This window comes from Lichenibacterium ramalinae, from assembly GCF_004137085.1.
In the GTDB taxonomy this organism is placed as follows: domain Bacteria; phylum Pseudomonadota; class Alphaproteobacteria; order Rhizobiales; family Beijerinckiaceae; genus Lichenihabitans; species Lichenihabitans ramalinae.
The window spans coordinates 40,860-65,100 of the sequence record NZ_QYBC01000019.1 but is presented as its reverse complement, the minus strand read 5'-3'; the positions used below and the strand labels follow the sequence as shown (position 1 = coordinate 65,100).

At 72.8% G+C, this 24,241-nt stretch carries 25 protein-coding genes; 8 read left to right on the top strand and 17 right to left on the bottom strand.

Translation table 11 applies throughout. The features are described from left to right. Positions 1–84 precede the first annotated feature (84 nt). The 8 genes from D3272_RS28060 to D3272_RS20490 form a co-directional block, all read right to left on the bottom strand. Positions 85–1,182, bottom strand: coding sequence for an energy transducer TonB family protein (locus D3272_RS28060; RefSeq protein ID WP_245496700.1), 1,098 nt, complete (start codon positions 1,180–1,182; stop codon positions 85–87). After that, a complete protein-coding gene (exbD, locus tag D3272_RS20515; RefSeq protein ID WP_129221080.1) occupies positions 1,179–1,607 on the bottom strand; it encodes a TonB system transport protein ExbD in 429 nt (142 codons plus the stop codon). Before exbD ends, D3272_RS28060 begins: the two co-directional genes overlap by 4 nt. Before the next feature lie 4 nt (positions 1,608–1,611). Next, positions 1,612–2,427 carry a tonB-system energizer ExbB gene (gene exbB / locus D3272_RS20510; RefSeq protein WP_207210269.1) on the bottom strand — a complete coding sequence of 272 codons (816 nt, stop codon included), beginning with the start codon at positions 2,425–2,427 and terminating at the stop codon, positions 1,612–1,614. A gap of 67 nt (positions 2,428–2,494) precedes the next feature. After that, entirely contained in the window at positions 2,495–3,493 is a 999-nt protein-coding gene (locus D3272_RS27730) for a hypothetical protein (protein WP_207210268.1), read from the bottom strand. Beyond that, positions 3,490–5,058: a PepSY-associated TM helix domain-containing protein gene (locus D3272_RS20505; protein ID WP_129221078.1), complete on the bottom strand. Its 1,569-nt coding sequence runs from the start codon at positions 5,056–5,058 to the stop codon at positions 3,490–3,492. The genes D3272_RS27730 and D3272_RS20505 overlap by 4 nt, the downstream gene beginning before the upstream one ends. Then, complete coding sequence (locus D3272_RS20500) at positions 5,055–5,408, bottom strand: hypothetical protein (RefSeq protein ID WP_207210267.1); 354 nt, start codon at positions 5,406–5,408, stop codon at positions 5,055–5,057. Before D3272_RS20500 ends, D3272_RS20505 begins: the two co-directional genes overlap by 4 nt. A 281-nt stretch (positions 5,409–5,689) precedes the next feature. Beyond that, the gene (locus D3272_RS20495; RefSeq protein WP_129221077.1) at positions 5,690–6,193 is read right to left on the bottom strand and encodes a DUF3291 domain-containing protein; all 504 of its coding nucleotides are present in this window, start codon (positions 6,191–6,193) and stop codon (positions 5,690–5,692) included. A 2-nt stretch (positions 6,194–6,195) separates the two neighbouring features. Next, a complete protein-coding gene (locus tag D3272_RS20490; protein WP_129221076.1) occupies positions 6,196–6,948 on the bottom strand; it encodes an SDR family NAD(P)-dependent oxidoreductase in 753 nt (250 codons plus the stop codon). A gap of 182 nt (positions 6,949–7,130) precedes the next feature. Between D3272_RS20490 and D3272_RS20485 the strand changes: the two genes are divergently transcribed. The 4 genes from D3272_RS20485 to holA all read left to right on the top strand — a co-directional run bounded on the left by D3272_RS20485 (position 7,131) and on the right by holA (position 11,998). Further along, complete coding sequence (locus D3272_RS20485; RefSeq protein ID WP_129221075.1) at positions 7,131–7,697, top strand: chromate transporter; 567 nt, start codon at positions 7,131–7,133, stop codon at positions 7,695–7,697. Between the two features lie 5 nt (positions 7,698–7,702). Beyond that, complete coding sequence (locus tag D3272_RS20480) at positions 7,703–8,233, top strand: chromate transporter (protein ID WP_207210266.1); 531 nt, start codon at positions 7,703–7,705, stop codon at positions 8,231–8,233. A 201-nt stretch (positions 8,234–8,434) separates the two neighbouring features. Then, on the top strand, positions 8,435–10,888 hold the full coding sequence (locus tag D3272_RS20475) for a diguanylate cyclase domain-containing protein (protein ID WP_129221074.1): 2,454 nt from the start codon (positions 8,435–8,437) through the stop codon (positions 10,886–10,888). Positions 10,889–10,978: 90 nt separating this feature from the next. Further along, positions 10,979–11,998 carry a DNA polymerase III subunit delta gene (gene holA / locus D3272_RS20470; RefSeq protein WP_129221073.1) on the top strand — a complete coding sequence of 340 codons (1,020 nt, stop codon included), beginning with the start codon at positions 10,979–10,981 and terminating at the stop codon, positions 11,996–11,998. Between the two features lie 52 nt (positions 11,999–12,050). On the opposite strand, the gene phoB is transcribed toward holA, so the two are convergent. The 7 genes from phoB to D3272_RS20435 all read right to left on the bottom strand — a co-directional run bounded on the left by phoB (position 12,051) and on the right by D3272_RS20435 (position 18,656). Continuing rightward, positions 12,051–12,791 (bottom strand): phosphate regulon transcriptional regulator PhoB, encoded by a 741-nt coding sequence (gene phoB / locus D3272_RS20465; protein ID WP_129221072.1) that lies wholly within the window; start codon positions 12,789–12,791, stop codon positions 12,051–12,053. A gap of 23 nt (positions 12,792–12,814) precedes the next feature. Continuing rightward, the gene (gene phoU / locus D3272_RS20460) at positions 12,815–13,540 is read right to left on the bottom strand and encodes a phosphate signaling complex protein PhoU (RefSeq protein WP_129221071.1); all 726 of its coding nucleotides are present in this window, start codon (positions 13,538–13,540) and stop codon (positions 12,815–12,817) included. A 25-nt stretch (positions 13,541–13,565) separates the two neighbouring features. After that, positions 13,566–14,402, bottom strand: a complete 837-nt coding sequence (gene pstB, locus D3272_RS20455; RefSeq protein WP_129221070.1) for a phosphate ABC transporter ATP-binding protein PstB — start codon at positions 14,400–14,402, stop codon at positions 13,566–13,568. After that, complete coding sequence (gene pstA, locus D3272_RS20450) at positions 14,399–15,241, bottom strand: phosphate ABC transporter permease PstA (RefSeq protein WP_129221069.1); 843 nt, start codon at positions 15,239–15,241, stop codon at positions 14,399–14,401. Before pstA ends, pstB begins: the two co-directional genes overlap by 4 nt. Before the next feature lie 7 nt (positions 15,242–15,248). Beyond that, positions 15,249–16,244, bottom strand: coding sequence for a phosphate ABC transporter permease subunit PstC (gene pstC, locus D3272_RS20445; RefSeq protein ID WP_129221068.1), 996 nt, complete (start codon positions 16,242–16,244; stop codon positions 15,249–15,251). Between the two features lie 163 nt (positions 16,245–16,407). Next, on the bottom strand, positions 16,408–17,457 hold the full coding sequence (gene pstS, locus D3272_RS20440) for a phosphate ABC transporter substrate-binding protein PstS (RefSeq protein ID WP_129221067.1): 1,050 nt from the start codon (positions 17,455–17,457) through the stop codon (positions 16,408–16,410). Positions 17,458–17,615: 158 nt separating this feature from the next. After that, positions 17,616–18,656, bottom strand: a complete 1,041-nt coding sequence (locus tag D3272_RS20435; RefSeq protein WP_129221066.1) for an ATP-binding protein — start codon at positions 18,654–18,656, stop codon at positions 17,616–17,618. Positions 18,657–18,858: 202 nt separating this feature from the next. On the opposite strand from D3272_RS20435, the gene rfbC reads away from it, so the two are divergent. From rfbC to D3272_RS20415, 4 genes are all read left to right on the top strand, one after another. Beyond that, positions 18,859–19,428, top strand: coding sequence for a dTDP-4-dehydrorhamnose 3,5-epimerase (rfbC, locus tag D3272_RS20430; protein WP_129221065.1), 570 nt, complete (start codon positions 18,859–18,861; stop codon positions 19,426–19,428). Beyond that, positions 19,425–20,507, top strand: a complete 1,083-nt coding sequence (gene rfbB / locus D3272_RS20425) for a dTDP-glucose 4,6-dehydratase (RefSeq protein WP_129221064.1) — start codon at positions 19,425–19,427, stop codon at positions 20,505–20,507. Before rfbC ends, rfbB begins: the two co-directional genes overlap by 4 nt. 4 nt (positions 20,508–20,511) lie before the next feature. Then, the gene (gene rfbD / locus D3272_RS20420) at positions 20,512–21,411 is read left to right on the top strand and encodes a dTDP-4-dehydrorhamnose reductase (RefSeq protein WP_129221063.1); all 900 of its coding nucleotides are present in this window, start codon (positions 20,512–20,514) and stop codon (positions 21,409–21,411) included. Positions 21,412–21,472: 61 nt separating this feature from the next. Then, the gene (locus D3272_RS20415) at positions 21,473–21,967 is read left to right on the top strand and encodes a regulatory protein RecX (protein ID WP_129221062.1); all 495 of its coding nucleotides are present in this window, start codon (positions 21,473–21,475) and stop codon (positions 21,965–21,967) included. On the opposite strand, the gene D3272_RS20410 is transcribed toward D3272_RS20415, so the two are convergent. Both D3272_RS20410 and sthA read right to left on the bottom strand, forming a co-directional pair. Beyond that, positions 21,880–22,737 (bottom strand): GGDEF domain-containing protein, encoded by an 858-nt coding sequence (locus D3272_RS20410; protein WP_129221061.1) that lies wholly within the window; start codon positions 22,735–22,737, stop codon positions 21,880–21,882. The genes D3272_RS20415 and D3272_RS20410 overlap by 88 nt on opposite strands. Positions 22,738–22,832: 95 nt before the next feature. After that, positions 22,833–24,227 carry a Si-specific NAD(P)(+) transhydrogenase gene (gene sthA, locus D3272_RS20405; protein ID WP_129221060.1) on the bottom strand — a complete coding sequence of 465 codons (1,395 nt, stop codon included), beginning with the start codon at positions 24,225–24,227 and terminating at the stop codon, positions 22,833–22,835. Positions 24,228–24,241 lie beyond the last annotated feature (14 nt).

Genomic DNA, 24,241 nt, shown 5'->3' with positions numbered 1-24,241 from the left:
GGCCCCGACGAAGGCCGGGGTGCCGCACCCCCGGGAGCTGTCCATCGCCGCCCCGTCCGTCAAGAAGCCTGCGGTCACAAAGCTTCAGTGGAACCGCACCGGGACGGCGAGGGCGATGCGGCCGCCGAGCTCGTCCGGGGGCGCCGGCACCGGGCTGGCCCGCCGCACCATGGCGAGGGCCGCCGCGTCGAGCGAGGGGTCTCCCGAACTGCCCGCCACGGAGGCCGACGTCACCCGGCCGCCGCGGTCGACCGTGAAGGCGACCCGGACGGTGCCGCCTGCCCCGCTCGGCGACACCGGCTTGTAGGCGTCGAGATGCGCCACCACGGCGCCGCGCCAGGACGCGACCTCGGCGCCGGAAGCGGCGGGGCGCGATGCCGCGGCTCCGGCGTCCGGGCCGCCGCCCTCGCGGGCCACGGCGCCCCTGGCGGCGGCCCTGTCTGCGTCTCGGCCGGCCCGGGCATCGGCGCGGGCCTGCGCCCGCGCGTCGGCGCGGGCCCGACGCCGCGCCGCCTCGCGGGCGAGTTGGCGCGGGTCGGGTTTCGCGGGTTCGGGCATCGCCGCCGTGAGCTTCGGCGGCGGCACGGCGACCTTGGGCTTCCGCGGCACCGGCGACCGCGGCGGGGAGCGTGAGGGCGGCAGCGGCGGCGACGCCAGCAGGGTCTCGGCCGCGACCGGCGCGGCGGGAGCCGGCACCGTCGGCTCGGGAAGCGCGGGCTGGCGCGCGGGCACGGGCTCCGGCGGGGAAGGGGGGGCGGGCGCCGGCGGGGTCGCGTCGGCCTGCGGGCGAGCTTGGCTCGGGGCCTCCACGGAGGGCGGCTCCGGCACGGCCGGCGGCTCCGGCGCGGCGGGCGGCGGTGGGTCGTCGCCGGCCCTTTGTGAAGCTTCGGGCGCGGGGGCCGGCGCGGGCTGCGCGTCGGGGCTGGCGCCGGGTCCTTGAGGCGGGGCGTCGCCGGTCGGGGCGAGGGGTTCCGGCGCGACCGGCACGGTCGCCGCCACGGCGACGGGTTCGAGGTCGATGACGATGCCCGGCGTCCCCTCGGGCGGGGGCGGGGCGGGGAGTTCGCCGCGCACTAGCCACCAGCCCGCGCCGAGGTGCAGCCCCGCCACCACCAGCGCGGCGGCGCCCCAGCGCAGGGTGTCGACGGTTCGGCGCTCCGCCGCCAAGGGCACGAGGCTCACGGCGCCGTGCCCGCGTCCTCGAGCCCCTGCAGGGCGATCTTGAGATAACCCGACCGCCGCAGGAGGTTCATCGTGCCCATCAGCTCCCCGTAGGACAGGCCGGCATCGGCGCGCAGCACGATGCGCCGGTCGTGGTCGCCGCCCGTCTCGCCGTCGAGGCGCTCGCCCAGCGCCTCGCGGCTCACGCTGTCCTCGCCGAGCACCAGCGCGAGGTCCCGCTTCACCGTCAGCACGACGGGCTTCTCGGGCCGGGGCTGCGCGGCGGCGTTGGACACCGGCAGGTCGACCGGCACGTCGACGGTCGACAGCGGCGCCGCCACCATGAAGATGATGAGCAGCACCAGGGCCACGTCGATGAAGGGCGTGACGTTGATGTCGGCGATCTCGCCGGCATCGTCGTCCCCTCGGCCGAGTTTCATCGCCATGGGATCACTCCGCCGCCCGGCGGTGGGTCGTGCGGCGCCGGTCGAGGTCGCGCGACAGGTGGCGCATCACCTCCGCCGAGGCGTCGGCCAGCAGGGCCTTGTAGCCCGAGGTGGCCCGGGCGAAGCCGTTGAAGATGACGACGGCCGGGATGGCCGCCACGAGGCCGATGGCGGTGGCCAGCAGCGCTTCCGCGATGCCGGGTGCCACGACGGCGAGGTTCGACGTGTGAGCCTGGCTGATGCCGACGAAGCTCGTCATGATGCCCCAGACGGTGCCGAAGAGGCCCACGAAGGGCGCCGTGGAACCCACGGTGGCGAGCACGCCCGTGCCCTGGGTGATGCGCCGGGCTGCGCGTGCCTCGACGCGGTCCATCGCCAGCCCGGCCCGGTCCTTGATGCCCTCCGCCGGCAGCGCCGCCGAGCGCGCCACCTCGGCGGCCGCGGTCGCCACCAGCAGCGCCACGGGGTCTCGCCCCTGCCCGTCCCGCTCCGCCACGGACGCGAGGTCGTCGGCGGCGGCGAGCGCCTTCAGGCCGCGCTGCGCCGCGCGGCGCGCCGCGGCGAGCTGCAGCGTCTTGACGAGCCAGATCGTCCAGGTGGCGACCGAGGCCGCCATGAGCCCGATCATCACGGCCTTCACCACGGCATCGGCGTGGATGAACATCGACCAGGGCGACAGGTCGTGCGGCAGGGTCGCGGGCGATGCGGCGGCGGGCGCGTCCGGCGCCTGGGCGAGGGCGGGCGGGACCGGCCCGGCCAGCACCGCCACGGCCAGCACCAGGGCCGCCGACGGCCGTGCCGCGAAGCGCGCTTGGATCATGGGGTATCTCCGTTTGTCGTGTCGGTTCGGGGAGGCTTTCGCGCGCCACCGGGCGGGCGCCGCGGGGTCAGGGCGGGCAGGGGATCCCGGCCCGCCGTGCCGAGACGAGGCGGTCCAGCGCGGGCAGGCGGCGCAGAAGGTCGTCGGCCTTGGCGTAGAGGGCGTCGCGTCGCAGCGCCGCCACGACGTCCTCGATTTCGGTCCCGACGGCCTCGGGAAGGCGGCGGCACAGCAGCCCCGCCGCCGGTCCGAGGTCCTCGGACAGCGCCGCCAGGGCATCGGCCTCGACGAGCTGGCCCGTGACGGCGGCGGCGATGCGCCGCGCGGTCTCGCCCGTGACGGTGAAACGGAGCCGGTCGCCGGCGCGGGTGACCTCGGCGCCCTCGCCCCCCTGCGCCAGGATGCAGCGCTGGAGGGCGATGTCGGGCCCGTCGAGGCCGCGTCCGGCCGGGAGGTCGAACGCGAGATCGCGCCCCGACAGCAGGTCCCGCAGACCCGGACCCGCGGTCTCGGCCGCGACGGCGGCGAGGCACGGCGTCGCGGCGCGGCGGTCCGCGGCGCCACGGTCGATCCGGTCGAGCAGGCCGAGGGCGAGCAGGCGCGGCGTCGCCGCCGACCCCGGAGGGGCCTGCCGGATCGACCCGGCCAGCGCCAGCGCCGCCAGGGCGGCGAGCGCCGCCGGGATGGCCAGGGGTCCGAAGCGCCGCGCCACGAGGCCGTGCGGCGAGCCGCTCCGCCGCGGGCCGGTCCCCGTCGACCCCGTGCCGCCCAGCCACGCCGCGACCGCGCGGTCGGCCGAGGCGAGGCCGGCCGGCGGGGTCCTGGCGAGCCCCATCGACAGGGCCCAGCCGACGGCAGCGGCCGCCATGGCCCAGACCAGCAGGGCCGCCGCCCCGCCGGCGACGGCGGCGGCGAGCCCGCAGGCCGCGAGGCCGAGCACCGCGGCCCGTTGGCCCACGGTCGCCGCCGGCTCGCCGCGCGAACGCCGCCGCTTGGGGTCGAGCAGCCCCATCAGGGCCAGGGCGGCCGCGGAAGGCAGCGACAGGAGCAGCAGGGCCACCGTCACGGCCGTGGGGGTCCGGCGAGGGCGGCGTCGTGCCCGGCCCGCAGCAGCGCGCGGCCGGGCCGATGGAGCAGGGCGATGGCGAGGCCCAGCAGGGCGGCATCGCCGAACGCGATGGCCGGGCACCCGGCCGCGAGCGCCGTCGCCCAATCGGGGCCGCCCGCGGCGAGGCGCAGCGGGGGCAGGGCGGCGAGGGCCAGCCCCGTCGCGACCCTGAGGACGCCGTCGAGCGCCGGCCGGCGCAGGGCCACGCCCGCCACGAGGGCGAGCGCCCCCGCCACCAGGAAGCCGACGGCGGTGGACTCGACCGTGGCGCCGTCGGCGAGCCCGAGGAAGTACCCCACCCCGGACCCCGCCATGGCCAGGGGGAGCCCGAGGGCGACGACGCTGGTGGCGCGGTCGAGCGCCGCCCAGCCGGGCCGCGCCGTGGCCCGGCGCACCAGCCACAGGCGCAGACCGCCGACCGTGACGCTGCAGCAGCAGAAGCCCATCGCCGTCCAGGCGAGCTTGGAGGCGAGCCCGGCGAAATGGCCGAAGTGCAACGGCGCCATCAGGCCGTAGAGCGTGCCGCCGAGCGAAGGCGCCCGCCCCACCGCCGGCCGCCGCTCCAGGAAGGCGCCCGTCACCCCGTCGTAGACGAGGGTGGCGGCGGCGATATCGCCGGGGCGGGTCTCGGCATAGACGGTGACGCGGGCGTCGGCCCGGCCCGGATGCGCGACGCGGATGAAGGCCGGCGCAGCGCCGGCGCGCGCCCCCGCGTCGGCCGCGACGGCGTCGAGGTCGGCGATGGCCGCCGGGCTCGGGTCGGCGGCGGGCGGCGGTCCCAGCAGGGCCGTGAACAGGGCCTGCTGGTCGCCGCCGAACGACACCCAGGCCAGGGTGGGAAAGCCGACCGGGGCGGCGAAGGAGAAGAAGGCGCCCGTCACCGCCAGGACCAGGGCGAAGGGCAGGGCCCAGGTGCCGGCGAGGTTGTGGCGGTCCCGCGCCGCGAGTGGCGGCGAAGCCAGAACCCGCAGGGTGAAGAGGTCCCGCAGCAGGTGTCGGTGGATGGCGAGGCCCGACAGGGCGGCCAACAGCAGCGCCAGCCCGGCCACGCCCGTCACGACGTAACCGAACAGGCCAGGGATGTAGAGGCGGACGTGGATGCCGACCAGGAACGCCGCCAGGGCGCCGTCGGGGTCGCGACCCGCGATGTCGGCGGCGAGGCCCTCGCGGCGGTGCAGCACGCGGCCGTCCGGACCGGTCTCGACGTCGATGCCGCGCTGCTCCGGCCCCGGGGCATCGCGCAGCGACACCCGCAGGCCGTCGCGCCCGGAGGCGGCGAGGTCCACGACCTCGCGCAGGGCCGGCGGGGCGTCGGCCACGGCCCGGCGCAGGATGGCGTCGACGGGCCGGGTCAGCGGGGCACGGGCGTCGAGGGCGCCGGTCGACCAATGGCCGATCTCGTCGGCCATCACCGCCACGGTGCCGGTCGCCAGCACGGTGTAGAGCAGCAGCCCGAGCGCCACGGCGGACCAGCCGTGGAGGGCGACGAGGAGGCGAGCCTCCCGCTGCGGCAGGGCGATCATCGCACCACCGTGGCGGGCGGCGGAACGCGGTCGAGAGCCACGGCCACGCCGCACAGGGTCCAGAGCGCCAGCGCCACCCAGGCGGCGCGGCGCGGCGACCGGTCGAGGCAGGCGTGGAAGAAGGCCGCCGCCCAGACGAGCGGCAGGGCGACCAGCGGCACCGCGATGGCGTCGACGCCTCCGGGGCCCGGAGGCAGCACCGCCGCCAGCGCCGCCACCACCCCGAGGGTGGTGAGGGCCGCGCCGGGGCCCGCCAGCGCCACGCGGGCGAGGGCGCTCCCGCCGCGACCGAACAGGCTGCGTCCCGGGGCCGCGACGGGCCGACTGGGGATGATGGGAAAGGTCGACATCGTGATCGGGCCGCAGATCCGCGCTGAACTCGCCGCCCCGGAGCCTCATCGGCGCCGAAGTCCCCTGAGGACGGCAGGCGACATGCCGTGGACAGGCAAGTCGAGGCGGTCCCATAGCCGGGCTGGCAGCTGGATCGGTTCTAAATGCGCAAAACTGGACTTCGAAGAATTCCAGAGCGCTTTCACTTTCGGTGGATCTGCTCAAGATCTCGCGCCGAGAGCCGTGTCGTCGGCCCCAGGGTCGCCGAGGCGACGCTAGGGAAAGCCGGTACGGCTCTCGGTCAGGCCGCGTCGGGGCGCGGCGCCGCGAGGGCCGACCCGCCCGCGTCGAAGGGCCGGACGAAGGTGAAGGCTTCCGCCGTCGGCCCGAGACGGGCCAGCCGGGCGAGGCGCTCCAGGCCCTCGCGCAGCGTCGGGCGGGTGCCGGCCGGCACCCACCACAGCGCCAGCGTGACGTCGAGCCGGTCGAACCAGTCCCGCCGGCGGCGCATCATGGCGCGGTGGAGGGGATCCCGGTAGGTGAAGGCCTTGAGGGCCTCCGGGTCGGTCCACACCGACAGGTTCAGCAGGCCGTGCGGGTCGGCGGCGAGCCGGCGGTCCTCCGCGTCGCCCTCCGCCGGCGTGAAGCGCCACAACAGCCCGTCCCCGCCGTCCGCCGCCGCATTGACGGCGTCGAGCGCGGCGAGGAACTCGGCATTGGCGGGGTCGGCCTTGGGCCGCCGGAAGCGGGCGACGTTGATGTGGGCGAGGTGGTGCTCCGCCGTGGCGACCGCCGGCTCCGTCACGGTCAGATCGAGCCGGCCTCGACCATGAAGTTGTTGGCCGTGCACATGGCGCTGTCGTCCGACGCCAGGAACAGGACCATGCGGGCGAGGTAGACGGGGTCGATCGGGTCGGGCAGGCACTGGCGCCGCAGCTGGGCTTCCAGCTTCTCGGGCGTCACCCAGAGCTGCTTCTGCCGGTCCGTCATCACCCAGCCCGGCACGACCGTGTTGACGCGGATGCGGTGCGGGCCGAGGTCGCGGGCGAAGCTGCGCGTCATGCCGTGCACGGCCGCCTTGGCGGTCGTGTAGACCGGCATGCCGCCGCCGGCCTCCCACCACGAGTTCGAGCCCATGTTGACGATGGAGCCGCGGCCCGCCGCCACCATGTCGGGCGCCACCGCCTGGGTGGCGAAGAACATGTGGCGCAGGTTGGTGGCGATGCGCTCGTCGTAATATTCGGGCGTGACGTCTTCCCAGCCGTGCCGGTCGTCGCGCGCCGCGTTGTTGACCAGGACCGATGCCGGGCCGAGGTCGGCCTTGAGCGCCGCCACCGCGCCTTTCAGCGCCGCGATGTCGCGCAGGTCGCAGGGCGCGAACCGCACGCTGCCGCCGACCTCCGCGGCGAGGGCCCGCCCGCCCTCGGCGTCGATGTCGACGAAGCCGACGCGCGACCCCTGTTCGGCGAAGGCCCGCACCAGATAGGCGCCGATGCCGGAGGCACCGCCCGTGACCAGGACGGTCGCACCCGCGAGCGACGGGTAGGTGGCGAAGGTCATCGGCGGTGTCCTCGAAAGGTGATCGGATGGCGTGAGCCATAGCGCGGCCCGACGCCTTTGTCAGGACGGGCGTGGCGTCGCGTGCCGTGGGGGCGGCGTCGTGGGGGCGGGCCGGGGGGCGCGGGTTGGTGAAAGGGCGGCGAGGCTGTAGGTCAGGGCCGACCCGTGGCCGGAGCGTCGCCATGCCTGCCCCATCCTCCCCCGTGGACGCGCGGCCGACGGCCCTGCAGCTCTTCGGCATCTTCGCCCGCATCGGCCTGACCAGCTTCGGGGGCGGGCTCAGCGGCTGGCTGCTGCGGGAATTCGTCCGCGACCGCGCCTGGATCACCGAGGAGGAGTTCTTGAACGGGCTGTCGCTCGCCCAGGCCCTGCCCGGCGTCAACGTCACCAACATGGCGATCTGGATCGGCCATCGGCTGCTCGGCTTCCGGGGCGCCGCGGCGGGGCTGGCCGGCATCGTGGTGCCGCCCGCCATCTTCATCGTCGGGCTCAGTGCCGTGTTCACGGCGCTGCAGCGCTTCCCGGCCACTCATTGGACGCTCGACGGCGCCGCGGCCGCCGCCATCGGGCTCAGCCTGTCCATGGGGATCACCACGGCGCTGCGGGTCAAGCGGCGCTGGCGGCCGCTCGCCATCATGGCGGCGACCTTCGTGGCGATCGGCCCGCTGCACCTGCCCCTGGTGGCGGTCGTGGCGGTGGCGGGGCTGGGCAGCATCGCGCTGGAATACGTCCGGCTGCGGCGGGCCTGACCGCGGTGGCACGCCCCGTCCTCGGCCTCCTCGGCGTCTTCGCCCCGCTCTCGCTGGTCACGGTGGGGGGCGGCCAGACCGTCATCGCCGCCATCCAGCGGCAGGTGGTGGACCAGCATCACTGGATGACGGCGCCGCAGTTCCTCAACGCCTTCGCGATCTCCCGCATGGCCCCGGGGCCGGGGTCGCTGCTGGCCACGCTGATCGGCTGGCAGGTTGCGGGCGCCTGGGGCGCCCTCGCCGCCACGCTCGGCATCTTCGGCCCGACGGTCGTGCTGGTCTACGGCGTCGCGGTCCTGTGGTCGCGCCACGAGGGCGCGCTCTGGCAACGCGCGCTCGAGGGCGGGCTGCGGCCCGTGGCGGCCGGCATGATCCTGGCCTCGGTCTACGTGCTGCTCGGGTCGCTCGACGGGGGCTGGCCGGCCCAGGCCATCGCCCTCGCCTCGACGGCGCTGCTGATGGCGACGCGGGTCAACCCGCTGCTGCTCCTGCTGGCCGGGGCGGGGCTTTTCCTCGCCCTGCATGCCGGCGGGTGAGGGGGCGCGCATTCGGCGCAAACATTCGACGGTGCCTCTCGGCGGGCAGATGCGCCCAGGCGTCGCAAAGCGAGGATCGGTTCGCCCGCCGAAGCATTCACGATGGAAGAATGGCGGTTTCCGTTGCGGTATACCCCTCGGCGCCATTAACGCCGTGTAAGGGACGGCGCTCCCAGGTTCGATCAAGACTTGAGAGATGCCATGTCCGCAGCCGCCGAACCGCGTGCCCGCAAGGGCCATCGAGACCCGAGCCGGCTGGTCATCCCGACCATCGGGCTCGTGGTGGCGGGGTTCTGCGCCGCGTCCGTCGCCATGCTCAACGACATCCGGCAGGACACGTGGGACCGCGCCATCACGGGCGAGGGCAACCTGCGGAAGGCCCTGTCGCAGGACATCGCCCGGAGCCTCGAAACCTACGACCTTTCCATGCAGGCGGTGGCGGACGGGGTCGCCGAACCGGAACTGCCACGGCTCAGCCCGCGCCTGCAGGACATGGTGCTCTACGACAGGTCGGCCCTGGGCCGCGACCTCGGGGCGCTGCTGGTGGTCGACGCCACCGGCAAGGTCTTGCGCAGTTCGCTCCCCGCCGCCGTCGGGACCGACGTCGCCGGGCGCGACTTCTTCGTGGCCCAGCGCGACGCCGCGGACCGCGGCCTCTTCGTCGGCGCGCCGTTTCGGCGCGGGTCCGAGGGCGAGGAGGTGGTCGGGCTCAGCCGCCGGCTCCACACCCCCGACGGGTCCTTCGCCGGGATCGTGGCCGGCACCATCCGGCTGTCCTATTTCCGCGACCTGTTCTCGAAGGCCGACATCGGGCCACACGGCGCCATCACGCTCGTGCGGCGGGACGGGATCTGCCTGATGCGCATGCCGTCCGCGACCTCCTGCTTCGGGCGGAGCTTCGCGGCGAGCCCCAACTTCCGGGCCTACATCGCCGGCGGATCCGCATTGTTCACCGGCACGGCCGCCAACGACGGCGTGCGGCGGATCTACGACTTCGGGACGGTCGGCGACCTGCCGCTGGTGCTCAGCGTCGCTTTGGCGGAGGACGACGTCTTCGCGCCCTGGCGCGCCAAGGCCATGGCGCTGGCGGTGGCGCTGACGACGCTCTGCGCGGCCGCCGCGATGCTGGGGTTCGCCCTGTCGCGGCAGATCCGCCGCACGGCCGCGGCCGAGCGGGACTCGTCGGCCAGCGAGGACCAATATCGGCTCCTCGCCGACCACGCCCTCGACATCATCATGCGGCTCGACCGCGCGCTGCGCCGGTCATACGTGTCGCCGGCGGTCCGCGCCGTGCTGGGCTACGCGCCCGAGGACCTCGTCGGCTCGACGCCGCGCGGCATCATCCATCCCGACGACTGGTCGTCGGTGCTGAACGTGATCGCGGCCGCCCAGGAGACGGGGGGCAGCGCCGAGGCCACCTACCGCCTGCGGCACCGGGACGGCCATTACCTCTGGATGGAGGGCCGCTACAATTCGGTGCCGGGCGACGGCGGCTTCATCGTCCTGCTGCGCGACGTCACGCAGCGCAAGGCCGCCGAGGAACGCCTGGCCGCGCTCAACGCCGAACTCGCCGCCGTCGCCAGCAGCGACGCCCTGACGGGGCTCGCCAACCGACGCCGCTTCGATGCCGCCCTGGCGGAAGAGGCGGGCCGGGCCGCCCGCGACGGCACGCCGCTGTCCCTGCTGATGCTCGATGTCGACCGCTTCAAGCTCTACAACGACGCGTTCGGACATCCCGAAGGCGATGCCTGCCTGCGCGCCGTCGCCGATGCCCTGCTCACCGTCGTGCGGCGCCCGAGCGACCTCGTGGCCCGCTACGGCGGCGAGGAGGTGGCGGTGCTGCTGCCCGGTACCGACGCGGCCGGGTCGCTCCGGGTCGCCGAGCGGTGCCGCGCCGCCGTCGCGGCCTTGAAGCGCCCGCACCCCGGCAATGCCGCCTGCGGCGGCGTCGTCACGGTGAGCCTCGGATGCGCGACGCTGGACGCCGGCGACGGCGCGCCGGCGGATGCCGCCGCCCTGGTATCGTTGGCCGATGCCCGGCTCTACGAGGCCAAGCGCACCGGGCGCGACCGCGTCGTCGCTCACGGCGCCGTCCTGCCCGTTCTCCCGCTGCCTCCCGACGAGGAGCGGCGCCTCGCCGTCCTGGCGCATTACGACGCCGGGGGCGCCACCGCGCGCTCCCCCCGGCTCGACGCCATCGCCGAGATCGCGGCGCGCCTGCTCGGGGCGCCGGTCGGCTTCGTCTCGCTCGTGGGCCGGGAGGAGGTGACGCTGGCCGGCTGCCACGGCGTCGAGATGCGCAGGTTCCCGCGCGACGACACCTACTGCGCCCATACGATCCAGGGCGACGATCCCCTGGTGGTGCCCGACACGCGGGCAGACCTTCGCTTCACCGAGAATGCGCTGACGCGCGACGGCGTGGGCTTCTACGCCGGGGCGCCACTCGTCAGCCCGCTCGAAGGGCGCAGGCTCGGCGCGCTCTGCGTCGTCGACACGGAGGCCCGCGCGGCGCTCGACGCGCATCAGCGCGCCCTGCTGGTCGACCTCGCCCGGCTCGCCGTCGAGGACCTCGAGCGGCGGCGCCTGGGGCTCGACCGCGCCGCCGCCGACAGCGGCTCGGAGGCCGGGACGGAGGCCGGCCCGGTGGCGGCGTGACGCCGCGCCCGCTCCGATGAAACCGGCCGGCGGGGCGGCGACCGCCGATCCGGCGTTCCACCCGGCCCGCGATCCGCATATGAAGCACCCATGGTGGCGATCAAGAATCACGAGGCGGAACGGTTCCTGGCGCGCGACGTCGGCAGCTACACGGTCTTCCTCGTGCACGGCCCCGACGTCGGCCTGGTCAGCGAGCGCGTCCGGCGCATCGTCAAGGGTCTCGTCGACGATCCCCATGATCCGTTCCAGCTCGTCCGCCTGTCCGGCGAGGACCTCGGAGGCGACGCCGCGCGCCTCGCCGACGAGGCCCAGACGGTGCCGCTGTTCGGGGGACGTCGTGCCGTCCTGGTGGACGGGACCGCGGCCAAGAAGGTCGAGCCGGCGGTCGAACTCGCCCTGACCCTCGACGGGGCCTGCCCGATCGTGGTGTCGGCCGGCACGCTGAAGAAGGACTCCGCGCTGCGCAAGGCCGTCGAGCGTAGCCGCACGGCGGCCGCCATCGAATGCTACCCCGACAGCGATCAGGACCTCGCCCGCCTCGTCGAGGCGGAGGCGGCGGGCGCGGGATTGGGGATCGACGGGGACGCGCGCGACCTGCTGGTGTCGCTGCTCGGCTCGGACCGCCTCGCCAGCCGGTCCGAGATCGCCAAGCTGCTGCTCTACGCCCACGGCGCCAAGGCCATCACGGCGGACCACGTCATCGCCGCCGTGGCCGATGCCTCGGTGCAGGCCAACGACGACGCGCTCGACGCGGCTTTCGGCGGCGACATGGCGGGGCTCGACGCCGCCCTGAACAAGCTGCACCTCGGCCCCGTCGAGGCCGGCCTGCTGCTCGGCGCCGCCCTGCGCCACGCCGTGGCGCTGCACCGCGCCAAGCTGGCGGGCCCGGGCGGCGATTCGCCCTTCCGCTTCGGCCTGCCGCCCCGGCGCAAGGTGGCGATCGACCGGCAGCTCGCCACGCTCGGCGTCGACGCGCTGGCCCGCACCATCGTGCGCCTCGGCGAGGGCATCGCCCTCGTGCGTCGCGAGCCGCGCCTCGCCGTCGACCACGCGACCCGCGCGCTCTGGACCGTGGCGCTGTCGGCCCGGCCCCGCGGCGGGCGCAACTGACCGCCGCCGCGGTGACGGCGGCTCCCGCCGCGGTGACGGCGGGTCCCGCCGCTCAGGTCCGGCCGAAGGTCTCGTCGAAGCTGTAGCCGGCGCCCCGCACGGTGCGGATCGGGTCGCGCTCGCGGCCGCGCGACAGGGACTTGCGCAGCCGGCCGACGTGGACGTCGACGGTGCGCTCGTCGATCTCGACCGATTGGCCCCAGACGCCGTCGAGCAGTTGCGAGCGCGAGAAGACCCGGCCGGGCCGTTCCATCAGGTAGTCGAGGAGCCGGAACTCCGTCGGCCCGAGGTGGATGTCCCGGGTGCCGCGGCGCACCCGGCGCGTTTCGCGGTCGAGGTCGAGGTCGCCGGCCGAGAGGCGGTTCGCGACGCGCTCGGGCCGCGAGCGGCGCAGGAGCGAGCGCACCCGGGCCATCAGTTCCGGCACCGAGAAGGGCTTGACCACGTAGTCGTCCGCCCCGACCGAGAGGCCGCGGACGCGCTCCGCCTCCTCGCCCCGCGCCGTCAGCATGATGACCGGCAGGGTGCGGGTCGATTCGCGGGCGCGGAGCCGGCGGCAGATCTCGAGGCCCGAGACGCCCGGCAGCATCCAGTCGAGGATGACGAGGTCGGGGGGGATCTCCGCCAGCCGGACCTCGGCCTCGTCGCCGCGCTCCACCCGCTCGACGGTGAACCCCTCGGCTTCGAGGTTGTAGGAGAGCAGCAGGCCGAGGGCCTGCTCGTCCTCCACCACCAGGATAGAGGGCGCGGTGCCGCCGTTCGCGGACTTTGGGGCGCTGCGGACAACGTTCACGGATGGGGCTCCCGGGCCGGCGATCAGGGCTCGTCCTGCGCCTCGGGCGTCGGCACCAGGCTGCCGCCGGAGCGCAGCTTGGGCCGATCGAGCGGCAGGGTGTCGCCGGTGGCGAGGTAGAAGACGGTCTCGGCGATGTTGGTGGCGTGGTCGCCGACGCGCTCGATGTTCTTCGAGCAGAAGAGCAGGTGGGTGCAGAAGGAGATGTTGCGCGGGTCCTCCATCATGAAGGTGAGGAGGTCGCGGAAGATGGAATCTTCCAGCGCGTCGAGTTCGCTGTCGCGCGTCCAAACCGCCTGCGCCCGCTCGACGTCGCGCTCCGCATAGGCGTCGAGCACGTCCTTCAGCTGGTTGGCGGCCAGCTCGTTCATGTGCTTCAGGCCGATCACGGCGCGGGGCACCCGCGGCTCGGTCGCGATCTTGACGGCCCGCTTGGCGATGTTCTTGGCGAGGTCGCCGACGCGCTCGAGGTCGCCCGAGACCCGGATGGCCGCCACGATCTCGCGCAGGTCGACCGCCATGGGCTGGCGGCGCGCGATCGTCATGATGGAGGCGGACTCGATGTCGCGCTGGAGCACGTCCAGGCGCGGGTCGCTGGCGACGACCGCCTGGGCGAGGTCGACGTCGAGCGCCACGAGCGCATCCATGGCGTCGGACAGCATCTTCTCGGCGATGCCGCCCATCTCGGCGATCTTGCGGCCGAGCGTCTGGAGTTCGGTGTCGTAGGCGGTGACGATATGGTCGGCCATGGCGCGATCCTTTCCCGAAGCTCGATCAGCCGAACCGGCCGGTGATGTATTGCTGCGTCTGCTTCTGCGTGGGCGAGGTGAACATGCGCTGCGTATCGCCGAACTCGATCAGCTCGCCGAGGTACATGAAGGCCGTGTAGTCGGAGCAGCGGGCCGCCTGCTGCATGTTGTGGGTCACGATGGCGATCGTGTATTGACCCTTGAGCTCGTCGATGAGTTCCTCGACGCGGGCCGTCGAGATCGGGTCGAGCGCCGAGCAGGGCTCGTCGAGCAGGATCACGTCCGGCTTCAGCGCCACCGTGCGGGCGATGCACAGGCGCTGCTGCTGGCCGCCCGACAGGCTGAGGCCGCTCGCCGACAGCTTGTCCTTCACCTCGTTCCACAGGGCGGCACCCTGCAGGGCCTTCTCGACGCGGCCGTCGAGCTCCGATTTCGGCAGCTTCTCGTAGAGGCGGATGCCGAAGGCGATGTTCTCGTAGATGGACATCGGGAAGGGCGTCGGCTTCTGGAACACCATGCCGATGCGGGCGCGCAGCAGATTGAGGTCCATGGCGGGGTCGAGGATGTTCTGGCCGTCGAGCAGGACCTCGCCCTCCGCCCGCTGTCGCGGGTAAAGGTCGTACATGCGGTTCAGCACGCGCAGCAGCGTGGACTTGCCGCAGCCCGAAGGGCCGATGAAGGCGGTGACGCGGTTGGCCTCGAGGTTGAGCGACACGCCCTTGATGGCCAGCGTGTCGCCGTAGAAGAACTTGAGGTCGCGCACCGAGACCTTGTTCAGGGCGGGGCGTCCGGCGCGCTCGGGCGCCGGCTCGGCCGCGGTGGAGGCGTCTGCGCCGGTGAGGGCGTCTGCGACGGTGGTCATTTGGCGGTCCTCGTGGAGCCGAGCGAGCGGGCCGCGATGCTGAGGATCAGCACGGTGGCGGTGATGATGAGGGCGCCCGTCCAGGCCAGCTGCTGCCAGTCCTTGTAGGGGCTGAGGGCGAACTGGAAGATGACGGTCGGCAAGCTCGCCGTGGGGCCGGTGATGTCGGCGTTCCAGAACTGGTTGTTCAGCGCCGTGAACAGCAGCGGCGCGGTTTCGCCCGAGATGCGGGCGAAGGCGAGCAGCAGCCCCGTGATGATGCCGGGGCGGGCTGCGCTGTAGGCGACCTTCAGCACGACGTGGGAGCGCGGCAGGCCCATGGCGCTGGCGGCCTCGCGCAGCTGGTTCGGCACCAGCAGCAGCATGTCCTCCGTGGTGCGGGCCACGACCGGGATGACCAGGATGGCCAGGGCCAGCGCGCCGGCGATGCCCGAGAAGTGGCCGATGCGCGTCACCACCACCTCGTAGACGAAGAGCCCGATGATGATGGACGGCGCCGACAGCAGGATGTCGTTGAGGAAGCGCACCACCACGGTCAGCTTCGAGTAGCGGCCGTGCTCGGCCATGTAGGTGCCGGCCAGCAGGCCGATCGGCGCCCCGATGGCGAGCCCCAGCAGCGTCATCACGACCGAGCCGTAGATGGCGTTGAGCAGGCCGCCCGCCGCGCCCGGAGGGGGCGTCATCTCGGTGAAGACCGAGGGCCTGAGCCCCGCGAGGCCGTTCCACAGCAGCGCCACCAGGATGAACACCAGGGCCAGCAGGCCGAGCCCCGCGGCGCCGACCGAGAGCCCGAGGAAGACGGCGTTGTTGGCGCGCCGCGCCTTGGAGAAGGTCGCCATGGCGGTTTCAGACTCCGGCGCGGCGCTGGATGCGCAGCAGCATGTAGCGGGCGATCGCCAGCACGATGAAGGTGATGACGAAGAGGATCAGGCCGAGGGCGATCAGCGACGAGGTGTAGAGGTCGCCCACCGCTTCGGTGAACTCGTTGGCGATGGCGGCCGAGATGGTGGTGCCGGGCGACAGGACCGAGGCCGAGATCCTGTGGGCGTTGCCGATCACGAAGGTCACCGCCATGGTTTCGCCGAGCGCGCGGCCGAGCGCCAGCATGACGCCGCCGATGACGCCGGTGCGGGAGAACGGGATGACGATGTTCTTGACCACTTCCCAGGTGGTGCAGCCGAGGCCGTAGCCGGCCTCCTTCAGCACCGGTGGCACGGTGGCGAAGACGTCGCGCGACACGGAGGAGATGAAGGGCAGCACCATGATGCCCAGGATGATGCCGGCGGTCAGCACGCCGATGCCGTAGGGGGGGCCCTGGAACAGGGCGCCGATGCCCGGGATGGGGCCCAGGACGGCGATGAGCGGCGGCTCGACGTAGGACTGCACGAAGGGCGCGAAGATGAACAGGCCCCAGATGCCGTAGATGATGCTGGGGATGCCGGCCAGCAGCTCGATGGCCATGCCGATCGGCTTGCGCAGCGCGAAGGGGCAGAGCTCGCTGAGAAACACCGCGATGCCGAGGCCGACCGGGATGGCGATCGCCATGGCGATGACGGAGGTGACGATGGTGCCGTAGATGGCGCCGAGGGCGCCGTAGACGTCGTCGTTCGGGTTCCACACCTGGGAGGTGAGGAAGCCCAGGCCGAAGGCCCTGAAGGCCGGCATGGAACCGATGATCAGCGAGACGATGACGCTGCCGAGCAGCACCAGCACGAAGACGGCGGCGGCGAGCGTCAGTCCGCCGAAGACCGCGTCGAAGGTCCGGAACCGCGACAGGACGGCCGCGCGGCCGGCATCCATGGTTCGGCGTGCCGGCTGATCCCGCATCGCGACGTCGGTCATAGGGGCTCCTGGAGATGGGCGGCCTCCGCCCGCGGGGCGGGAGGAGGTGGTCAGGCGAAGCCTGGTCGGACGCGGGGACGCGCCTGCGTGGCACATCCCCGCGCCCGTCGTCGCCGGGCGCCGACGCCTTCTCCCGCCGGGCGGCGGGAGAAGGGCAGGGGCCTCACTTCATGTCGTAGACGGGCTTGCCGCCGGCCATGATGCCGGTGTTGATCTCCTTGTCGATCAACGTCACCACCTTGGCGGGCATCGGGATGTAGTCGAGCGCTTCGGCTTCCTTGGTGCCGTTCTTGAAGGCCCAATTGAAGAACTTCAGCGCTTCGGCGGAAGCGGCGGAATCCTTGGGCTCCTTGTGCATCACCACGAAGGTCGAGGCCGTGATCGGCCACGACTGCGCGCCGGGCTGGTCCGTCAGGATCTGGTAGAAGCCGGGGGCGTGCTCCCAATCGGCGTTGGCGGCGGCCGACGAGAACGTGTCCATGGCGGGCGCCACGGCCTTGCCGTCGTGGTTCATCATCTTGGTGGAGACGAGGTTGTTCTGCTTGGCATAGGCGTATTCGACGTAGCCGACCGCGCCCTTGGTGTTGGCGACGTTGTTGGCGACGCCCTCGTTGCCCTTGGCGCCGAGGCCGACCGGCCACTCGACCGCGGTGTTCTCGCCGACTTTGGACTTCCAGTCGGGCGACACCTTGCTGAGGTAGTTGGTGAAGTTGAAGGTCGTGCCCGACCCGTCGGAGCGGTGCACCACCACGATGGCGGTCTCGGGCAGCTTGACGCCGGGGTTCAGCTTGGCGATCGCCGGGTCGTTCCAGGTCTTCACCGTGCCCATGAACATCGCCGCCAGGGTGGGGCCGTCCAGCGTCAGCTCGCCGGCCTTCATGCCGTCGAGGTTCACGACCGGTACGATGCCGCCCATGATCATCGGCCACTGGACGAGGCCGCCGTCCTTGAGGTCGGCTTCCTTCAGCGGCGCGTCGGTGGCGCCGAACGTCACGGTGCCGGCCTTGATCTGCTTGATGCCGCCGCCCGAACCGATCGACTGGTAGTTGATGCCGGTGCCGGTGTCCTTCTTGTAGGTGTCGGCCCATTTGGCGAAAACCGGGTAGATGAAGGTCGAGCCGGCGCCCGAGATGTCGGCGGCCTGCGCCGACAGCGTCCCCGCCGAAAGGGCGGTGGCCAGCAGGGCCGCACGCACGATGAGTTTCATGGTCATGGTTCGCCTTCGTTCAATCGTCGAACAGGTCTGTCCCGTCGCGCGAGCGCCGTGCCCCCGGGCGATGACGGCCGGAGTCGTATCGGAAACGCGACTAGCTTTTACGACGCTGGCGTTTCCGAAATATGACAATGCAAGTCACTGACGAAAAACAACATTCATGTCTTGAGCGGGATCGTCACCGTGATCAGCGTGCCGTGGCCGAGGTCGCTGTCGATGGTGAGTCGGCCGCGGTGGCGGGCCACGATGTGCTTGACGATGGCGAGGCCGAGGCCCGTCCCGCCCTTGGCACGGCTCTGGCCGGCGTCGATGCGATAGAACCGTTCCGTCAACCGCGGCAGGTGCTCCGGCGCGATGCCGGCGCCGAAGTCCCGCACCTTCAGCACGCCGATCCGCCGCTGGGCGCCGACGCCGATCTCGACCCGTCCCGGGGCCGCACCGTATTTGATGGCGTTCTCGACGAGGTTCTCGACCACCCGGAGGATCTCGTCCCGCTCGCCCGCCACGATGACCGGCACCGGCGCGTCCACCGCCAGGGTGACGCCGCTCTCGGAGGCGAGGGGGGCCAGCGTTTCGGCCACGTGCCGCACCGTCAGGGCGAGGTCGATGGGCTTGTCGGGCCGCAGGTGGAGGTTCTGCTCGATGCGCGACAGCGACAGGAGGTCGTCGATGAGGCGGGCCATGCGGCGCGCCTGGTCGGCCATGATGGACAGGAACCGCTCCCGCGCGCGGGCGTCGTCCCGCGCCGGGCCCTGCAGGGTCTCGACGAAGCCGAGGAGCGAGGCCAGGGGCGTGCGCAATTCGTGGCTGGCGTTGGCGACGAAGTCGGCCCGCATGCGCTCGACCCGCAAGGCTTCCGTAAGGTCGCGCAGCGTCAGGACCAGGGCGCGGTCCTCGCCCGGCCGGTCGAGCGGCGCCACCGTGACGTCGAACACCCGTTCGACGGGCACGCGGTCGCGCCAGGACACCTGCTCGGTGTGGCCCGACACGTAGACACGGTCCACCGCGTCCAGGATGTCGGGGTCGCGCAGCGCCAGGGCGAGGTTGCCGCCGATCCTGAGGGCCGGCAGCACGCCCTTGGCGTGCCGGTTGGCCGCCATCACGCGGCCGTCGCCCGCCACGGCCAGCACCGGCTCCGGCATGGCCTCGATCATGGCGGCGATGAGCGCCGTCGTCGATGCCGTATTGACGTCCAACATGTCCCCCGTGCCCCGCTCCCGCCGCCTTCGCCTCGCGTCGGAGTTCTATCCCTCAGCGTGACGCCGTGATGACGGCACGCCGCCGTCCGGGCCCGGTGGTCCCCGGGTCGCGGCGCCTCGCGAGGGCAGGTGCGGGCCGGGAGGACTTGGTGTAAAGCGCCGGGGACGGCGAGGCTCTCGCCTCGCGATTCCGGGGGCGACGATGCAGGTGACGAAGCTGGACATTCCCGATGTCGTGCTGCTGAGGCCGACGCGCCACGGCGACGCGCGCGGCTATTTCGTCGAAAGCTTCAACGCCCGGACCTTCGCCCGCGAGGTCGGCGACGCCGTCTTCGTGCAGGACAACGAGGCCCTGTCGGCCCAGGTCGGAACCGTGCGGGGGCTGCATTACCAGCGCCGGCCGAGCGCGCAGGGCAAGCTGGTCAGGGCGTTGAGGGGCGCCATCTTCGACGTCGCCGTCGACATCAGGACGGGCTCGCCCACCTTCGGCCGCCACGTGTCGGCGACGCTCACCGCCGAGACCGGCGACCAGCTCTGGGTCCCGCCCGGCTTCGCCCATGGCTATTGCACGATCGAGCCCGACAGCATCATCGCCTACAAGGTGACGGACTTCTACAGCGCGGCCGACGACGGCGGCCTCGCCTGGGACGACCCCGCCCTCGACATCCCCTGGCCGGTCGCCCCCGGCGCCGCGCTGCTGTCCGACAAGGACCGGCGCCAGCCCCGGCTCGCCGAGCTTCCGGCCATCTTCACCTACGAGGCCGGCCAGTGAAGCGCGTCCTCGTCACCGGCGGCGCCGGCTTCATCGGCTCGGCCGTCGTTCGCCACCTCGCGGGCGAACTCGGCGTCGACGTGCTCAACGTCGACAAGCTGACCTATGCGGGCAACCTCGAAAGCCTGCGCCCGGTCTCCAACCTGCCGACCTATCGCTTCGCCCAGGCCGATATCGCCGACCGCGCCGCCATGGACCGCCTCTTCGCCGAGTTCCGGCCCGATGGCGTGATGCACCTCGCCGCCGAAAGCCACGTGGACCGGTCCATCACGGGCGCCGGCGACTTCGTGCAGACCAACATCGTCGGCACCTTCACGCTGCTCGAAGCGGCGCGCGCCTATTGGAGCGGCCTCGAGGCAGACGCCAAGGCGGGATTCCGCTTCCTGCATGTCTCGACCGACGAGGTCTACGGCTCGCTCGGCGCCGAAGGCCTTTTCGAGGAGACGACGCCCTACGACCCGTCCTCCCCCTATTCGGCCTCCAAGGCCGCCTCCGACCACCTGGCCCAGGCCTGGATGCGGACCTATGGCCTGCCGGTCGTCATCTCGAACTGCTCCAACAACTACGGGCCGTTCCACTTCCCCGAGAAGCTGATCCCGCTCGTCACGCTCAACGCGCTGGCCGGGGTGCCCCTGCCGGTCTACGGCAAGGGCGACAACATCCGCGACTGGCTCTTCGTCGAGGACCACGCCCGCGCGCTCTGGACCATCCTGATCACGGGACGGCTCGGCGAGAAGTACAATGTCGGCGGCCGCAACGAGCGGACCAACCTCGACGTCGTCGAGACCATCTGCGACGTGCTCGACGAGTTGCGCCCCGGCCCCAAGCCCCGGCGCGAGCTCATCACCTTCGTGACCGACCGGCCCGGCCACGACCAGCGCTACGCCATCGACGCCACCAAGCTCGAGACGGAACTCGGCTGGCGCGCCCGCGAGGATTTCGCCTCCGGCATCCGCCGCACGGTGGCGTGGTACCTCGACAACGAGTGGTGGTGGAAGCCGCTGCGCGAGGGCGTCTACTCGGGCGAACGCCTGGGCCTCGACGCGCCCGGGTCCGCCAGCGCCAAGACGGCGGGCTGAGCCCATGCGCATCGCCGTCACGGGACAGAACGGCCAGGTGGCCCGCGCGCTCGACGAGATCGCGGGCCGCCACGGCCACGAGGTCGTGCTGCTGGGCCGCCCCGCCCTCGATCTCGCCGACCCTTCCACCATCGCGCCCGCCCTGCGCGACGCCCGGGTCGGGGCCGTCATCAACGCCGCCGCCTACACGGCGGTCGACAAGGCCGAATCCGAGCCGGACCTCGCCGAGGCGGTGAACGGCGCCGGCGCCGGTGCCGTCGCGGTCGCGGCAGCGGACCTCGGCTTGCCGGTGCTGCAGGTCTCGACCGACTACGTCTTCGACGGAACGAAGCCGAGCCCCTATGTCGAGGAGGACGCCGTCGGGCCGCTCGGCGCCTACGGGCGGTCCAAGCTCGCCGGCGAGCGCGCCGTCGCGGCCGCCAACCCGCGGCACGCGATCCTGCGCACCGCCTGGGTCTACGCGCCCTACGGCGCCAATTTCGTCCGCACCATGCTGCGCATCGCCGGCAGCAAGTCGGAGGTGAACGTGGTGGCGGACCAGCGCGGCTGCCCGACCTCGGCGCTCGACATCGCCACGACGCTGCTCGGCGTCGCAGCCCGCCTGGCCGAGGCGCCCGACGATGCGTCGCTCACGGGCGTGTTCCACATGGCGGCGCGGGGCGAGGCGGTGTGGGCCGATGTCGCCGAGGCGGTGTTCGCCGCCTCGCGCGCCAAGGGCGGCCCGTCCGCCACCGTGCACCGCATCACCACGGCGGAGTTCCCCACCCAGGCGGCGCGCCCGGCGAATTCGCGGCTCGACTGCGCCAAGCTCGAGCGGGTCTACGGCCTCGCCCTGCCGGACTGGCACGGCCCGCTGGAGCGCACCGTGTCGCGGCTCCTCAACGACGCCAAAAGCCCTGGCTGAGCTCTGGGACGACGTCCCGGACGCGCCCGAGGCGCGTCCCCGCGCGGCGGCCAAGCCGGCCGTGTCGCCCGAGGCGCTGATGCGCATGGCGAGCCACTATCTCGCCCGCTATTCGGCCTCGACCGCCCGCCTGCGCGACGTGCTGGAGCGCAAGGTCCGCCGCCGCTGCGAGCTTCGCGACGCGCCCGTGCCCGAGCCCGATGAGATGCGGGCTTTGGTCGAGGGCGTGGTGGCGCGCCTGACGCGCGCCGGCCTCGTCGACGACGCCGCCTATGGTCGCGGCCGCGCCGCCGCCCTGGCGCGCAAGGGCTGGCCGGCGTGGCGCGTCAAGGCCGACCTCGCCCGCCAGGACATCGACATCGCCCAGGAGGAGGTCGCCGAAGCCGTCGACCTCGACGAGGCCGCGCAGGCGGCGCGGCTGGCACAGCGCAAGCGCCTCGGGCCCTACCGCCCGGGCGAACGCGAGCCCTACCGCGACAAGGACATCCGGGCGCTGGTGCGGGCGGGGTTCCCGGTCGGGCTGGCCAAGCGGGTGGTGGACGGCGACGTGGAGTGAGGTTCGGCCCGGCCGTCGTCGACGATTCTGTCCTCGCCGTCCTCGTCGACCACGATGCAGTTGCGGCCGGACGTCTTCGCGGCATAGAGGGCGCGGTCTGCGGCGGCGTAGAGGGTCTCGAAGCTCCGGCCGCGAGCCCGGGTCGCGACTCCGGCCGAGATCGTCACGCTGACGCGCCCGCCCGCGAGCGGCGTGGCTTCGATGTCCCGGCGCAGCGCCTGCAGCCGCTGCATCAGGTGCGGCAGGGGCACGTCCGACGACAGGAAGGCAAACTCCTCTCCCCCGAGCCGCCCGACACGCCCGAGGTCCGCGAGATGATCGCTCATGAGGCTCGACACGGTGCGGATGACCTCGTCGCCGACGAGGTGGCCGTGGGTGTCGTTGACCCGCTTGAAATGGTCGAGGTCCGTGATGACCAGCGTCATGGTGTCGACCGACCCGTCGAGGTCGGCGAGGAGGGCCCGCCGGTTGAGCAGCCCGGTCAGCGGATCCGTCCGGCTCAGGCGCTCCACCTCGGCCTTCGCGCGCCAAAGGGCGAGCTGTGCCTGGCCGATCGCGCGGGAGGCCACGGCGGCGATGCCGCTCGCCACCAGCAGAGTCACCAGCCAGGATCTCAGCGCGCTTTCCCAGCCCGCGAAGAAGACGAGCTGGTTGACGACGTCGAGGGCCAGCGCCGAGCCGGCGCTGAGCGCGGTCGTGCGGGCCACGTAGAGCGCCAGGCTGCGCCCGTCGTGGATGTCGCGGGTCCACAGGTTCTTCAAAGGCGGCATGGTCGGCGTCTCGGCGAACACGATCACTGGCCAAGCTGGCCGTGCTGCCTTGACCTTACGTTAGGTGAGGACGCGACCTTTCGTCCATGCTGCGCTCACACCCGCGCCATGCGGTTCCAAGCGTCGAGCCCGGCGATCTTGTAGGCCTCGGCCAGCGTCGGATAGTTGAAGGTGTTCTCGATGAAGAAGTCGATCGTGCCCTTCAGGTTCAGCACCGCCTGGCCGATGTGGATCAGCTCGGTCGCGCCCTCGCCGACGATGTGGCAGCCGAGCAAGCGGCGCGTCTTCAGCGAAAAGATCAGCTTCATCATGCCGCCGTCGAGGCCCATGATGTGGCCGCGCGAGGTTTCGCGGAAGCGCGCCACGCCGCATTCGTAGGGGATCTTGCGCTTGCGCACCTCCTCCTCGTTCATCCCCACCGTGGAGATCTCCGGCACCGAGTAGATGCCGTAGGGGAAGAACTCGGGCGGGGGTGGGGGCTGCAGGCCGAAGGCGTGACAGGCGGCGACGCGGCCCTGCTCCATCGAGGTCGAGGCGAGGCTCGGGAAGCCGATGACGTCGCCCGCCGCATAGATGTGCGGCACGGCGGTCTGCAGGGTCTTGGGCTCGACCGCGATGCGGCCGCGCGCGTCCGTCGTGAGGCCGGCGGCTTCGAGGTTCAGCGTGTCGGTGTTGCCGATGCGCCCGGCCGCGAAGAGCAGCATGTCGGCCGAAACGCTGCGGCCGTCGTCCATGCGGCAGGTGACGCGGCCGCCCTCCGGCGCCTCGATGGCGGTGACGGGCGAGCCCAGGCGCAGCGCCACGTTGCGGTCGCGCAGGTCGTGGGTGAATTCCTCCATGACTTCCTTGTCGATGAAGTCGAGGAAGCTCGCGCGGGGCTCGATCAGCGTCATGGCGACGTCGAGCGCCGAGAAGATGGTCGCATATTCGACGCCGATCACCCCGGCGCCGATGACGATCATCGAGCGCGGCAGGCGCGGCATCTCGATGATCTCGTCCGAATCGAACACCGTCGCGCCGTTGAACGGCACGTAGTCGGGCCGGAAGGGCCGGGTGCCGCAGGCGATCAGCACGAATTCCGCCGTGTGGGTGTGGACGTCGCCGTTCTCGGCCCGGACCTCGATGCCGTGCGGCCCCACGAAGCGGGCTTCGCCCCGCAGGGTGCGGACGGCGTTGCGGCTGAACTGGTGTTCGAGCACCTCGACCTCGTGGTCGAGCGTCTTGTGCAGGCGCGCCAGCAGGTCCTCGGCGCCGATGTCCTGCTTCACCCGGTAGGAGCGGCCGTAGAAGCCGCGCTCGCGCCAGCCCGACAGGTTCAGCACGGTTTCGCGCAGCGTCTTCGACGGGATCGTGCCGGTGTGGACCGAGACGCCCCCGACGCGGCGCCCGCGCTCGACCACCAGCACGCGGCGGCCGAGCTTGGCGGCCTGCACGGCGGCCCGGCGGCCCGATGGGCCGGAGCCGATCACGATCATGTCGAACTCGGCCATCCGCTCGTCCACCC